At 54.6% G+C, this 13,392-nt stretch carries 13 protein-coding genes; 9 read left to right on the top strand and 4 right to left on the bottom strand.

Translation table 11 applies throughout. The features are described 5' to 3' along the window. Window position 1: 1 nt before the first annotated feature. The 5 genes from BGP77_RS00065 to hisC all read left to right on the top strand — a co-directional run bounded on the left by BGP77_RS00065 (window position 2) and on the right by hisC (window position 4,693). Window positions 2–244, top strand: coding sequence for a BolA family protein (locus tag BGP77_RS00065; protein ID WP_108162696.1), 243 nt, complete (start codon window positions 2–4; stop codon window positions 242–244). A gap of 3 nt (window positions 245–247) precedes the next feature. Next, window positions 248–1,510, top strand: a complete 1,263-nt coding sequence (gene murA / locus BGP77_RS00060) for a UDP-N-acetylglucosamine 1-carboxyvinyltransferase (protein WP_108162695.1) — start codon at window positions 248–250, stop codon at window positions 1,508–1,510. A gap of 108 nt (window positions 1,511–1,618) precedes the next feature. Next, window positions 1,619–2,278, top strand: a complete 660-nt coding sequence (hisG, locus tag BGP77_RS00055; RefSeq protein WP_108162694.1) for an ATP phosphoribosyltransferase — start codon at window positions 1,619–1,621, stop codon at window positions 2,276–2,278. Continuing rightward, complete coding sequence (gene hisD, locus BGP77_RS00050; RefSeq protein ID WP_108162693.1) at window positions 2,275–3,582, top strand: histidinol dehydrogenase; 1,308 nt, start codon at window positions 2,275–2,277, stop codon at window positions 3,580–3,582. The genes hisG and hisD overlap by 4 nt, the downstream gene beginning before the upstream one ends. A 4-nt stretch (window positions 3,583–3,586) precedes the next feature. Next, complete coding sequence (hisC, locus tag BGP77_RS00045) at window positions 3,587–4,693, top strand: histidinol-phosphate transaminase (protein WP_108162885.1); 1,107 nt, start codon at window positions 3,587–3,589, stop codon at window positions 4,691–4,693. A 3-nt stretch (window positions 4,694–4,696) separates the two neighbouring features. Here hisC and BGP77_RS00040 read toward each other — a convergent pair whose 3' ends face one another. Then, the gene (locus tag BGP77_RS00040; protein WP_108162692.1) at window positions 4,697–5,791 is read right to left on the bottom strand and encodes a S1C family serine protease; all 1,095 of its coding nucleotides are present in this window, start codon (window positions 5,789–5,791) and stop codon (window positions 4,697–4,699) included. A 69-nt stretch (window positions 5,792–5,860) separates the two neighbouring features. On the opposite strand from BGP77_RS00040, the gene BGP77_RS00035 reads away from it, so the two are divergent. Further along, window positions 5,861–6,610, top strand: coding sequence for a Nif3-like dinuclear metal center hexameric protein (locus tag BGP77_RS00035; RefSeq protein WP_108162691.1), 750 nt, complete (start codon window positions 5,861–5,863; stop codon window positions 6,608–6,610). Here the strand turns inward: BGP77_RS00035 and cysN are convergent, their stop codons facing one another. The 3 genes from cysN to BGP77_RS00020 all read right to left on the bottom strand — a co-directional run bounded on the left by cysN (window position 6,611) and on the right by BGP77_RS00020 (window position 9,738). Beyond that, on the bottom strand, window positions 6,611–8,230 hold the full coding sequence (gene cysN, locus BGP77_RS00030) for a sulfate adenylyltransferase subunit CysN (protein WP_108162690.1): 1,620 nt from the start codon (window positions 8,228–8,230) through the stop codon (window positions 6,611–6,613). Continuing rightward, complete coding sequence (gene cysD / locus BGP77_RS00025; RefSeq protein ID WP_108162689.1) at window positions 8,230–9,138, bottom strand: sulfate adenylyltransferase subunit CysD; 909 nt, start codon at window positions 9,136–9,138, stop codon at window positions 8,230–8,232. The genes cysN and cysD overlap by 1 nt, the downstream gene beginning before the upstream one ends. Window positions 9,139–9,231: 93 nt before the next feature. After that, a complete protein-coding gene (locus tag BGP77_RS00020; RefSeq protein ID WP_158269223.1) occupies window positions 9,232–9,738 on the bottom strand; it encodes a YhcB family protein in 507 nt (168 codons plus the stop codon). Between the two features lie 170 nt (window positions 9,739–9,908). Here BGP77_RS00020 and zapE point away from each other — a divergent pair, with 170 nt between their 5' ends. The 3 genes from zapE to BGP77_RS00005 are packed head-to-tail and all read left to right on the top strand — an operon-like array spanning window position 9,909 to window position 12,948. Beyond that, window positions 9,909–11,012 carry a cell division protein ZapE gene (gene zapE, locus BGP77_RS00015; protein WP_108162687.1) on the top strand — a complete coding sequence of 368 codons (1,104 nt, stop codon included), beginning with the start codon at window positions 9,909–9,911 and terminating at the stop codon, window positions 11,010–11,012. Then, a complete protein-coding gene (locus BGP77_RS00010; RefSeq protein WP_233252254.1) occupies window positions 11,012–11,878 on the top strand; it encodes a glycosyltransferase family 2 protein in 867 nt (288 codons plus the stop codon). The genes zapE and BGP77_RS00010 overlap by 1 nt, the downstream gene beginning before the upstream one ends. Beyond that, the gene (locus BGP77_RS00005) at window positions 11,878–12,948 is read left to right on the top strand and encodes a glycosyltransferase family 4 protein (RefSeq protein WP_108162686.1); all 1,071 of its coding nucleotides are present in this window, start codon (window positions 11,878–11,880) and stop codon (window positions 12,946–12,948) included. Before BGP77_RS00010 ends, BGP77_RS00005 begins: the two co-directional genes overlap by 1 nt. The last annotated feature ends 444 nt before the right edge of the window (window positions 12,949–13,392 follow it).

The following is a 13,392-nucleotide window of genomic DNA, read 5'->3' as shown; positions in this document are numbered from 1 at the left end:
TATGTCAGCCGACGATGTGAAAGCTATGCTGGTCGCGGCCCTGCCGGACGTCGACTTTGAAGTCGAGGGCGCAGGCGCCAAATTTTCTGTTCGTGCCGTGGGTGACCTCTTTGCCGGCAAGCGTCCGGTTCAACGTCAACAGCTGATCTACGGCGTGTTGAACGACAAAATCGCCACTGGCGAAATACATGCGGTCACCATGGCCCTCTATACACCGGATGAATGGTCCGCCGCGGAGAAATAAACCTTGGATAAATTATTGATTACCGGCGGCACCCGCCTGGACGGTGAAATTCGCGTTTCCGGCGCTAAAAACGCTGCCTTGCCGATTATCGCTGCAACCCTGTTGACCAAAGAGCCCGTCACGGTGCGCAACCTGCCGCACCTGAACGACATCACCACCATGATTGAACTGCTCGCCTGCATGGGCGTTGAAGTGGTCATTGGTGAAGACATGAGCGTCGAAGTCACTGCTGGCACCATTCGCAACATGACCGCACCCTATGAACTGGTGAAAACCATGCGTGCGTCCATTCTGGTGCTGGGCCCGTTGCTGGCGCACTTCGGCGAAGCCAATGTCTCTTTGCCCGGTGGTTGTGCCATCGGCAGCCGCCCGGTCGATCTGCACATTCGTGGCTTGGAAGCCATGGGCGCGCAGATCGATGTCGAGGACGGATACATCCGTGCGCGTAACAACGGTCGTCTGAAAGGTGCGCGCATCTTCTTCGATAAGGTCACCGTGACCGGCACCGAAAACATTCTGATGGCTGCCGCTCTGGCGGAAGGCACCTCGGTGCTGGAAAACGCGGCCAAAGAACCGGAAGTGGTCGATTTGGCCAACTGCCTGATTGCCATGGGCGCCAAGATCACCGGGGCCGGTACCGACACCATCACCATTGAAGGCGTTCCCAGCCTGCATGCGGCTGACTACTCCGTATTGCCGGATCGTATCGAAACCGGGACTTACTTGGTGGCTGCTGCCATCACCCGCGGTCGCATTCGACTGCGCGAAGCCGATGCCTCCACCATGGATGCTGTTCTGGTCAAATTGCGTGAAGCCGGAGCCCGGGTTGACGTGGGTGATAACTGGATAGAACTGGATATGGAAGGGCGTCGTCCGAAAGCTGTGGACGTTACGACCGCACCCTACCCGGCGTTCCCAACCGATATGCAGGCGCAGTTCACCACCTTGAATGCCATTGCCGAAGGTACTGGCACCGTAGAAGAAACGGTGTTTGAGAACCGCTTTATGCACATCAATGAACTTGAGCGCATGGGAGCGGATGCCCGCATCAAAGGCAACACTGTGGTGATTACCGGGCACGAAATCCTGACGGGTGCACCGGTTATGGCCACCGATTTGCGCGCGTCGGCGTCGTTGGTGCTGGCCGGTCTGGTCGCTTCTGGTTCCACCCTGGTGGATCGCATCTACCACATCGACCGCGGTTACGAATGCATTGAAGAAAAACTGGCTCAGTTGGGCGCAACCATTAAACGGGTTGCTGGCTAACAAGCCTCTGGCCTACCACGGACGGTCGGCCACCTTGATACCCTTGCCAGCCAACCTCGCCCTGTTACGAGGCTAATTCACCGAAGATCAAGAGCATATTGTCCGAGCATGGTTAACCCCGCAGATCAGATCACCATCGCCTTGTCGAAAGGTCGCATCCTTAAGGAAACGCTGCCGCTGTTTGCTGCAGCCGGTATCGAGCCATTGGAAGATATTCATACCTCGCGCAAGCTGATCTTCGAAACCACGCGCGCGGACGTGCGCTTTATCGTGATTCGTGCCACCGATGTGCCCACTTACGTGGAATACGGCGTCGCCGATCTGGGTGTGGCCGGTAAGGACGTGCTGATGGAGCACGGCGCGGAAGAAATGTATGAATTGCTCGATCTGGAAATTGCACGCTGCCGACTGATGACTGCGCGTCTGGTCGATGCCAAGCCAGTGCCAGGCCGGATGAAGGTAGCGACCAAGTTTGTCGACGTCGCCAAACGCTACTTTGCCGAACAGGGTCGCCAGGTTGATGTCATCAAGCTGTACGGTGGTATGGAATTGGCGCCGATCATGGATTTGGCGGATTGCATTGTCGACATCGTTGATACCGGCAACACCTTAAAAGCTAACGGTTTGGAAGCGCAGGAACACATTGCCGATATCAGCAGCCGGCTGGTCGCGAGCCGCTTGGCGTTGAAATTGAAAGACGAGCGTCTCAACCCCATTGTCGAAGATCTAGGTCGCGCTGTTGCTGATCGCAGGAAGGCTTCTGAATGAGTACCTTGTCATTGCGTCGTTTGGACGCTCAATCCCCGGAATTTTCCGCTCAGCTGGATCAATTGCTGGCGTGGGAGTCGGTGTCTGACACTCAGGTTCAGCAACGGGTGGCAGACATCATTGCCGATATCCGTGCCCGCGGTGATGCGGCTTTGTTGGAACTCACTGCCCGTTTTGATCGCTTTGAGGTCAACAGTATTCATCAATTGATGCTGGGAGCGGACGCCATTCAAGCCGGTTTCGATCGCTTGCCCGAAGCCCAGCAGGATGCGCTAAAAACCGCTGCCGAGCGTGTTGAAAGCTACCATCAACACCAGTTGGGTGAGAGCTGGCAGTATCGCGAAGCCAATGGCACCTTGCTCGGCCAGCAGGTGACGTCCATGGATAAGGTCGGCATCTACGTACCCGGAGGAACGGCGCCGCTGGCGTCTTCGGTGATCATGAATGCTATGCCAGCGCGGGTTGCGGGCGTCCGTGAAATTGTCATGACAACGCCCGCGCCGGATGGTCAGGTCAGCGACTTTGTCTTAGGCGCTGCCCATGTTGCCGGCATAGATCGCATCTTCCTGATTGGTGGCGCGCAAGCGGTAGCGGCGTTGGCGTATGGGACTGAAACGGTGCCCGCGGTCGATAAAATTGTTGGTCCTGGCAATATTTATGTGGCTACGGCCAAGCAGCAGGTCTTTGGTAAGGTCGGTATCGATATGATCGCCGGTCCCAGTGAAATTCTGGTCGTTTGTGATGGCAAAACCGATCCGGACTGGATTGCATTGGATCTGTTCTCTCAAGCCGAACACGATGTCGATGCCCAATCGATTTTGATCAGCCAGGACGGCGCCTTTCTTGATGCCGTCAGCGAAGCCATTGAGCGCTTGCTGCCAACCCTGGAACGGGCCGACATCGTGCGTCGATCGCTAAGCGAACGCGGTGCATTGATTCAAGTGGCCGACTTGGCTGACGCACCGGAACTGATTAACCGCATTGCGCCGGAGCACCTGGAGTTGTCGGTTGATGACCCAGAAAGCTGGTTGCCATCGATTCGTCATGCCGGCGCGGTCTTCCTGGGACGTCACACCCCGGAGGCTTTGGGTGATTATTGCGCCGGGCCGAACCATGTTTTGCCGACCAGTGGCACCGCGCGTTTCTTTTCTCCTTTGGGTGTTTATGACTTCCAGAAACGCACCTCTCTCATCGGTGTGTCACCTGAGGGTGCTAAAACGCTGGGCGCTGTTGCGTCGATATTGGCGCGCGGCGAGCAGCTGACGGCTCATGCTCGCAGCGCTGAAAAACGTCTGGACGACTGATTTAATGACCGATCGTAAAACCGACTGGCAAGACAAAATTGATGCCCGCGTACAACGTTGGGTCCGCGATGATATTCGTAAGCTTGCGGCCTATCCCGTACCCGATTCCAGCGGGCTTTTGAAGTTGGATGCGATGGAAAATCCCTTCACCTGGCCGCCAGAATTGCAGCAGCAATGGCAGGCTGCGCTGGCCGATGTGCACGTTAATCGCTACCCCCACCCAGAGGCGCCGGAAGTGAAGCAGGGCTTGCGTCGGGTGATGGACATTGATGAGCGCTGGGACCTGTTGCTGGGCAACGGTTCAGACGAACTGATTCAGTTAATCGCTATGGCGGTGGCGGGCAAAGGCCGTACGTTGATGGCGCCGGAACCGAGCTTTGTGATGTATCGCATGATCGCTCAGTATCTGGGGATGGATTATGTCGGTGTGCCGCTGACTGAGCGTTTTGAGATCGACTTGGAAAGCATGCTGGCTCGCATCGATAGCGAACAACCGGCGTTGATTTTTTTGGCTCAGCCGAACAATCCCACTGGTAACCTCTGGGGCGATGAGAAACTGCGCCGCATCATCGAAGCTGCACCCGGTCTGGTGGTGATGGATGAAGCCTATACCGCCTTTACTGACGCGGACTATTTATCCTGGTTGGATGACTACCCGAACCTGCTTATTTTGCGCACGCTCTCGAAAGTGGGCTTGGCGGGTTTACGTTTGGGCATGCTGATTGGCGACCCCGCCTGGACGACGGAAATCAATAAACTGCGCCTGCCGTATAACATCGGCAATCTGGTGCAGGCGGCGGCGACATTCGCACTCGATCATTTTGAAACCTTCGAACAGCAAACCCAGGAGCTGGTCAAGCAGCGCGCTGATTTAACCCAGCAACTGAAAGCCTTGCCGCAACTGACGGTCTACGATAGCCAGGCTAATTTTGTCTTGGTACGTACTGAAAGCGGACGCGCCGGTGCCATTCATCAAGGTTTGAAAGACGCCGGTGTGCTGATCAAAAAACTCGATGGCAGCCATGCGATGCTGGCGGATTGCCTGCGGATTACCGTGGGCAGTAGCCGTGAAAACGCACGCCTTCTGGTGGCGTTAACCCCCTTGCTGTAACGATTATTGGGGGCGTTCGCTGAGCGTTACCTGAGCTTCATAAAGACGCTGGCCGCGTAATAACGCCAGCGTTAGTTGCTCGCCCGGTTTGTGTTCAGCAATGCGACCCACCGCTTCGGCCCGACTGGCCAGCGGCTCACCTTCAATACTCACCAACCAATCACCGGCTCTAACACCTGCCCGTGCTGCCGGGCTATCGGCCATCACATCGACCACTTCCCACGCAGGCGTAGGTACAGCGAAGCGCACGCGTTGACTCGGTGGAACGGGTCGCACATCAATGCCCAGGTAGCCATGCATGACAGCGCCTTGTTCAATGAGTTGGCGTGCAATGTCCAACGCATGAGCGTACGGAATGGCAAAACCGATGCCCTGAAAACCGCCAGTGTTGGAAAAAATGGCGGTGTTAATACCCACCAGTTCGCCGTAGGCATTGATCAAAGCGCCGCCACTGTTGCCTGGGTTGATGGCCGCATCGGTTTGGATGAAGTCAGCAAAGCGCGTCAGTCCAGGTTGATGTCGCCCTGTCGCTGAAATAATGCCCATTGATACCGTTTGGCCAACACCAAAGGGATTACCAATGGCGAACACCAGGTCTCCCACCCGGGCCCGATAATCGGTATTTACGGTAATGGCCAGAGTGTTGTGGGCATCGACTTTCAGGACGGCCAAATCGCTGTCCGGGTCCAGTCCCACTAGCCGTGCCTGATAGTTTTTGTCGCCAGCTGCTTCGACAATGATTTGTTCACCTTGAGCGATGACGTGGGCGTTGGTCAGAATGTGCCCTTGATCATCCAGCACGATGCCCGAGCCGAGACTGGTTTGCTGCTGCGGTTGCGGTGGCAAAAACTGCGAGAAAAACGGGTCGTCCAATAACGGATGGCTTGGCCGTTCCACTCGGCTGTTACTGTAAATGCTGACCACGCTGGGTTGCGCCCGAGCAATAACATCGGCATAGCTGGCGAGAGTGGGCACCGCTTCCGTTGCGGTTAATTCAGGCTTGGACGACAGCGATGGCCACAGTACCACCAGGCCGCCAATGATCAGGCCTGCCAAGACGGGGGCCAGCCAGATACGCACACTTTGAGGTACACTCATGGCGTTACATTCACATCCTTAAATTCGTGCTTTTCTGAGCGCAAAGATAACCTTGAATCGGAGTGTATCATGACGCTGCATCGCGACGACCTGGTGGCTTATTTGGACGACTATCTCGACATCGGACGTTTTCAGGATTACTGCCCCAATGGCTTGCAGGTAGCCGGTCGGTCTGAAATCCGTCGTATCGTTACCGGAGTCACCGCCAGCCAGCGGTTGATCGACGAAGCCATCGAACGCCAGGCCGATGCCATCTTGGTCCACCACGGTTATTTTTGGAAAGGTGAACCGGTACCGATCACCGGCATCAAACGCAATCGTCTTGCTGCCTTATTGGCCAATGACATTAATTTGCTGGCGTATCATCTGCCATTGGATGCGCACCCAGACGTCGGTAATAACGCTCAGTTGGGTCAGTTAATGGGATGGACAATTGAAGGCACGCTGGGTGACAGCTTGGTCTGGCATGGCCGGGTCGATGGTGCTGAAACCGGCGCTGGCTTACGGCAATCTCTCAGTGAAGCGCTGGACTACCAGGTATTGCACATCGGTGAAGACGAAGACGAAATTGAAACTGTGGCTTGGTGTACCGGGGCAGCACAGGGCTATTTGCAGATGGCGATCGATGCGGGTATCGATGCCTTTATTTCAGGTGAGATCAGCGAGCCGACGGTGCATTTGGCGCGCGAAAGCGGAGTGCATTATTACGCCGCCGGACATCACGCTACTGAGCGTGGTGGTCCCGAAGCGCTGGGTTGGCATTTAGCCCAGCGCTTCGGTTTGAACGTCGAGTTTGTCGACTTGCCAATTCCGGTCTGATCAGTCGTCCAGAATGTCGTGCTGGCGCAGCAGGCTGATCACGGCCGACGGTGATGCGTCGTCAACTTTAAAGCCGAAGGGCGCATCCGTGGTGCCTGCGATGATGGCGATCAGGCCGGCGGCCTCAACATAAGGCGCAACAGCCAGCGCATCTTCTGGACGCACGATGACGCTGGTGTGGCCCAGATCGTACAAGGCTCGTTCCAGCTCGACGGCGCGTTCGGCGGCGTCTTCCACATCCAACACCACCGATACCGGTTTTTGGCGATAGCGCGCGGCGCGTTCGGCTTCAGTCACCGGGTGGTTGTCGCGCGACTGAGCCGCCGCTTCAATCATGCCGGCGCCAACGGTGACGTTGCTCAACCGATCGATGACGATAAAGGCACCGGTTCCTGCGATCTGACCATATGGGTCGGCGACAACAGGTTTGTTCAGCTGAATGGTGACATCACCGATGCCGTTTAGCGGCAATTCATCGGCTGCGCTGTCGACCAGTGTATTGACGTCGATTTGGCGGTGCAGCGCACTGAATGTACCCGTTGCCGTTTGCGTGCCGACTTTGAAATCGTACTGTCGGCCAGGCACCAGTGCATTGTCGTGCATCCACACAACCTTGGCTTGGAACGCTTGCGATACCAAGGGTTCATCGGTGACACCGATCAGCATGTCACCGCGGCTGACGTCGATTTCATCGGTCAATGTGAGCGTAATGGCCTGGCCGGGAAAGGCTTCGTCCAAATCCCCATCGAAGGTAACGATGCGCTCAACGGTGGAATTCAAACCCGAGGGCAGGGCGCGAACGGTATCGCCCGGCTTGATGGTGCCAGCGGCGATGGTCCCTGCGAAACCGCGAAAATCGAGATCCGGCCGATTGACGTATTGCACCGGCAGGCGGAAGTGTTCGGTGTTGCGATCGTGCGAAATTTCGATGGTTTCCAGCAGTTCCATCAATGGTGCACCCTGATACCAGGGGGAACGTTCACTGCGGCTGACCACGTTGTCGCCATCCAATGCCGACAATGGCACAAAGTGAATTTCCGGCAGCTTTAATTGCTCGGCGAATTTCAAATAGTCGGCTTTGATTTCTTCGAAGCGCGCTTCACTGAAATCAACCAGGTCCATTTTGTTTACCGCCACGACGATGTGCTTCAAACCCAGCAAGTGCGCGATGTAACTGTGGCGGCGGGTTTGTGTTTGCACACCGTACCGGGCGTCGATCAGAATCACCGCCAGGTCACAGGTGGAGGCACCGGTCGCCATATTGCGAGTGTACTGCTCGTGTCCCGGCGTGTCGGCGATGATGAATTTGCGCTTATTGGTGGAGAAATAACGGTAAGCAACGTCGATGGTGATGCCTTGCTCGCGCTCGGCCTGCAAGCCGTCAACCAACAGTGCTAAATCGATTTTCTCGCCGGTAGTGCCGGATTTTTTGCTGTCTTTTTCAATGGCGGCCAGCTGATCTTCATAGATCATTTTGGAGTCGTGCAGCAGTCGGCCGATCAGTGTTGATTTGCCGTCGTCGACGCTGCCGCAGGTCAAAAAGCGCAGCAATTCTTTGTGTTCGTGTTGCTTCAGGTAGGCGTGAATGTCCTGAGCGATCAATTCAGATTGGTGTGCCATTAGAAGTAGCCTTCCTGTTTTTTCTTTTCCATCGAGCCGGAGGAATCGTGATCGATGGCTCGGCCCTGACGTTCACTTGTCGTGGTCAGCAGCATTTCCTGGATGATATCCGGCAAGGTGTTGGCTTCGGATTCCACGGCACCGGTTAGCGGATAGCAACCGAGCGTTCGGAAACGCACCATCTTTTCTTGCACTTCTTCACCCGGTAACAGCTTCATGCGGTCATCGTTGACGTTGATCAGCATGCCGTCGCGTTCGACCACTGGTCGTTTATCGGCAAAGTACAGCGGTACGATGGGAATGCTTTCCAGGTGGATGTATTGCCAGATATCCAGTTCGGTCCAGTTCGACAGTGGGAATACGCGGATGCTTTCGCCACGGTTGATCTTACCGTTGTAGATATTCCACAGCTCTGGACGCTGATTTTTTGGGTCCCAGCGGTGGTTGCGGTCACGGAAGGAATACACTCGCTCTTTTGCGCGTGATTTTTCCTCATCGCGTCGTGCGCCACCGAAAGCCGCATCGAACTTGTACAGATCCAGAGCCTGCTTCAACGCCTGGGTCTTCATGATATCGGTGTGTTTTGCACTGCCGTGATCGAACGGGTTGATGCCCTGACGCACGCCATCCTGGTTTTGGTAGACCAGCAGTTCGAATTCATAGTCCCGCGCCATCTTATCGCGGAACTCGTACATTTCTTTGAATTTCCAGCCAGTGTCGACGTGCAGCAGTTTGAAAGGGATGCGGCCGGGAAAGAAAGCCTTGCGGGCCAGATGCAGCATCACCGCTGAATCTTTGCCGATCGAGTAGAGCATGACCGGGTTATCGAATTCAGCGGCGACCTCACGAATGATGTGGATGCTTTCCGCTTCCAGCTGTTTGAGGTGGGTGAACATTTGCTGTGCCATAGTCCGTCCAAAGAGGGTGTATCAAGCTGGACGCACTATAACAAAGCTATTTGTTATTGTTGTTACTGCCTTTAAGAATATTTCGATATATAACTATCGCGACTTTTTAGCCTTGTCGTCGGTCGCCGTTTCCACCTCGTCCTCGGTTTCTTCCGATGCGAAGGCCTCACGGCGCAGGCCATAAGCCTCTGACAGAGTCCCGATTTCGTCACCGCTTTTAGGCGCATAGTCGCGTGGACCGGTGTAGCTGGCGTTGGCCATTTCGGAATCCGGCGCCAGGCTCTGCAAGTCTTCACTGCCGGCGCGAGCCGATTCAAGGCGGTACTCCGGCGCTACCAGTTCGTCTGCACCCTGATCAAGATGGTTGCGAATGGCGTTATAGCTGACGGTCAGGCCATCGATCAGTTCGGTGGTGCGGTTGAAATGTTCGGTGACGCTGACCTGATAATTCTGATGTTGGTGCTTGAGGTCATCGAGTTGGCGTTTCAGGCTGCCGTTGTCATCACCCTGGCCTCGAGCCCAGAGCCGACCCACGACGATGCCTACGATCAAGGCGACGACCAGGGCCGCCAGCAGTGTCATCCAATCCAGTTGCAGCATGTGAGTCTCCAAAGTAATAGGCGTACGTTTGACCGTGTCGGTCATTTCTCAGCCTCTATTCTAACGATTGTCGAAGCGATTGGCAGCGATCAACTCGACAGGTTCGATCATTGATTGTCCGGGTCTTTCCCGTAAAATTCCCCGCCTTGTCCTCATCCGTGGAGTCATCGATGACCACACCCTGGGCCCGCTATCAGGCCGACCTGGAACAACCCGGCTTTTCTCATGATCCGGCTCAGGAAGATGCCGTCAAGGCATTGCAGTCCTTATACGACCAATTGCTGGCGCAACAGGAATCGCAGAAAAAGCTCACCGGTCGCCTCGGTCGTCTCTTTGGCCGCTCTGATGACCCGGTTCCAGGTCTGTATTTCTGGGGGGGTGTTGGTCGCGGCAAAACCTATCTGATGGACACTTTTTTCCAAACGCTGCCCTTTGACGACAAGGGCCGTATGCACTTCCATCATTTTATGCGTCGCGTGCATCGCGGTCTGAAAGAGCATAAAGGTAAGGCCAACCCGCTGGAATTGGTTGCTGAAGAAATTGCGCGTGAATCCCGAGTTTTGTGCTTCGATGAGTTTTTTGTCACCGACATCGGCGATGCCATGATTCTGGCCAATCTGCTCAAAGCGCTGTTCGAGCGTGGTGTCACTCTGGTGGCGACCTCCAATATTCCGCCAGACAATCTCTATAAAGATGGCTTGCAGCGCGCGCTTTTTATACCCGCCATTGAATTGCTCAAACGTCATACTCGCGTGCTCAACGTGGACGGTGGTATCGACTACCGATTGCGCACACTGACGCAGGCCCCCATCTTTTATTCACCCGTTGATGAGCAGTCGGAACAGGCTTTGAATTCGGCGTTTGAGCGATTGATCCCGGAAAAAGATGCGGTTGAAGAAGACTATGACTTGGACGTGTTAGGACGAACCATTAAAGCACGGCGTTATTGCGACGATGTTGCCTGGTTCGATTTCAGCAGTTTGTGCGACGGCCCGCGCAGTCAAAATGACTACATTGAATTGGCGCGCAGTTTCCATGCGGTTTTGATCAGTGGCGTGCCGGTCTTCAATGGTCGCAATGATGACAGTGCCCGCCGGTTTATCAATCTGGTCGATGAATTCTACGACCGCCAAGTGAAGTTATTAATGTCGTCCGAAGCGCCGATAGAAAATTTGTATAACGATGGACGTTTGAGTTTTGAATTCCAGCGCACCGTCAGTCGATTGCAGGAAATGCAGTCTGAGGAATTTTTAGCCAAGGAGCATCGCGGTTGATGTCACAGTCTTCGAAAGAGGTTATCGACCAAGGCCGTTTCAGCATGGGTGTGGTGATCACAACCTATAACTCGCCGCTGTGGTTGGAAAAAGTACTGACCGGATACGAGTGCCAGACCGACGGTTACTTTGAAACCATCATCGCCGATGACGGTTCAGATGATGAGACTCGTGCTTTGATTGATCAGTTTCGTGCCAGGGGCAAACTGAATATTCGTCATGTCTGGCATGAAGATAAAGGCTTTCGCAAAACTGAGATCCTTAATAAGGCGATCAAAGAAACCGATGTCGACTATTTGATTTTCACCGATGGTGATTGTATTCCTCGTGCTGATTTTATCGCGGTACATCGGCAAAACGCTCGACCGGATACGTTTCTATCCGGTGGCTATTTGAAGTTGACCATGCCGGTGTCGCAGCAGATCAGTCAGGACGATATCGAGCAGCAACGTCCTTTTGATCGTTCCTGGTTGCTTGCGCAGGGGCAGCCCAAGAACCACAAACTGTGGAAGTTGGTAAAGTCGGAAACGTTGGCGCGTTGGTTGAATCGTTTGACACCAGCCAAAGCCAGTTGGAATGGCATGAACAGTTCAACCTGGCGCGATGCCTTATTGCGCGTGAATGGCTTCGATGAGCGCATGCAATACGGTGGTCTGGATCGGGAACTGGGTGAACGTTTGTGGAATCTGGGTTTTCAGTCTCAGCGTGTTCGCTACCAAGCGATCTGTCTGCATCTTGATCATAAGCGTGGTTATTCCAAGCCTGAAATATGGGCGCGCAATAACGCTATTCGGGCTGATGTTCGTGAAAGCGGACGTTCCTGGACGCCGTACGGCATTGTGCCGGCGCAGGAGCAGGACGGCTGATGGGACCATCAATCGATCCGCAATTTGAATTGATATTGGGTAACTCCAATAAGCGTTTCTCCGGTGTGACCAGTACCCTGTTGCAAGTTTTGCAGGTGCAAAAGCAGCGCTGTTCGTTGGTCGTGCTTGGAGATCATCATCTGCCGGATGATGTGCCGTCGCTGGGCTTTTGGCAGTTGTTAAAGCTGGCACGAAAGCCGTTGGCCAATGGGCGTGTGCGGGTTTTTCATGCACGCCGTAACGACGAGATGATTCAGGCGTTGTTATTGAAGTGGCTGGGCGCGCGCATTCGTATCGTTTTCACCTCAACAGCACAGCGGCGCAAGACGTGGCTGACGCGCTTTCTGATGCGTCACATGGATGGACTGCTGTCGACTTGTACCGCCGCAGCGCGCTATATGCCAACTCCGCCAGACCAACTGATACCGCACGGCATTAATATTGAGCACTATGCGCCAGCTGATGATCGTCGTGCTTTATGGGAGTCTCTGTCTTTACCCGGTCAGTTTGGTATCGGCATTTTTGGACGGGTGCGTGAGCAAAAAGGGGTTGATCTTTTGGTGCAGGCTGCGTTGAAAGTATTGCCGGATCACCCAGCATTCAGTGTTGTCATTGTGGGTGGTTATGGATCGGATCAGCAGGCGTTTGTTGAGCAACAAAAGCGTCTGATTGAGGCGGCGGGCTTGTCGGAACGAATTGTTTTTACCGGTGAGCTGCCCTTTGCCCAAGTGCCTGACTACTTTCGTGCTATGTCGATAGTTACCGCTCTGAGTCGGAATGAAGGTTTTGGTTTAACCGTACTTGAAGCCATGAGTACAGAAGCGGCGGTTGTTGCTAGTGAAGCAGGCGCCTGGCCAGACATCATAGATGACGGGCGCAATGGGTATTTAGTGCCGGCGGGAGACTGGTATCAGGTCGCTGAGCGGCTGGAAATGTTGGTGACGGACGCGCAGTTACGCGCGCAAATCGCTGCAGCTGGTCGTCAGACAGTGTTAGCTAATTACACCGTTGAGCGCGAAGCCAATGCCTTGCTCGACTATTATTCTCAAATAGCGGCTGCCGACCATTGACAGCACCAAGTCCATCTCTATAATGCGCCTCCGCTGTCACCGACAGCCATCCTGAAGCGCTGTTCGAGTCTTCGAAGAGCGCGCCGCTAACAAGCTGATTCCTAAACGAATTTTGCAAATTAGAGTTGACAGGATGCGGCGCAGGCGTAGAATACGCGCCTCGCTTAAAACGAGCGCCAACAGCGCGGTTCGTTGATCTTTAACAGTATTGGAATCAAGTAATTCGTGTGGGCGCTTGTGGGTCGACCTATATGCCTTTCGAGGCAAACTCGATCGACAAGTGACCTGTCAGAAAATTCTGAGAGGCGTTGAAACTCTTTAGGGAGTTTCAGCTTGCGAACGAGTCATGAGTAAAGGCGGATCGTCTTCGGATGGTTTGCCAGACTTTAAACTGAAGAGTTTGATCATGGCTCAGATTGAACGCTGGCGGCAGGCCTAACACAT

Origin of the sequence: Saccharospirillum sp. MSK14-1 (genome assembly GCF_003054965.1) — a bacterium.
Lineage (GTDB): Bacteria > Pseudomonadota > Gammaproteobacteria > Pseudomonadales > Natronospirillaceae > Saccharospirillum.
Note: the sequence above shows the minus strand (reverse complement) of the source record. Positions and strands in the feature narration are given on the sequence as shown.

Bases quoted from the DNA above. Each gene is read 5' to 3' on its own strand.
- BGP77_RS00065 (WP_108162696.1), top strand. From the start codon at position 2: ATGTCAGCCGACGATGTGAAAGCTATGCTGGTCGCGGCCCTGCCGGAC.
- hisG (WP_108162694.1), top strand. From the start codon at position 1,619: ATGGTTAACCCCGCAGATCAGATCACCATCGCCTTGTCGAAAGGTCGC.
- hisD (WP_108162693.1), top strand. From the start codon at position 2,275: ATGAGTACCTTGTCATTGCGTCGTTTGGACGCTCAATCCCCGGAATTT.
- hisC (WP_108162885.1), top strand. From the start codon at position 3,587: ATGACCGATCGTAAAACCGACTGGCAAGACAAAATTGATGCCCGCGTA.
- BGP77_RS00040 (WP_108162692.1), bottom strand. From the start codon at position 5,791: ATGAGTGTACCTCAAAGTGTGCGTATCTGGCTGGCCCCCGTCTTGGCA.
- BGP77_RS00035 (WP_108162691.1), top strand. From the start codon at position 5,861: ATGACGCTGCATCGCGACGACCTGGTGGCTTATTTGGACGACTATCTC.
- cysN (WP_108162690.1), bottom strand. From the start codon at position 8,230: ATGGCACACCAATCTGAATTGATCGCTCAGGACATTCACGCCTACCTG.
- cysD (WP_108162689.1), bottom strand. From the start codon at position 9,138: ATGGCACAGCAAATGTTCACCCACCTCAAACAGCTGGAAGCGGAAAGC.
- BGP77_RS00020 (WP_158269223.1), bottom strand. From the start codon at position 9,738: ATGCTGCAACTGGATTGGATGACACTGCTGGCGGCCCTGGTCGTCGCC.
- zapE (WP_108162687.1), top strand. From the start codon at position 9,909: ATGACCACACCCTGGGCCCGCTATCAGGCCGACCTGGAACAACCCGGC.
- BGP77_RS00010 (WP_233252254.1), top strand. From the start codon at position 11,012: ATGTCACAGTCTTCGAAAGAGGTTATCGACCAAGGCCGTTTCAGCATG.
- BGP77_RS00005 (WP_108162686.1), top strand. From the start codon at position 11,878: ATGGGACCATCAATCGATCCGCAATTTGAATTGATATTGGGTAACTCC.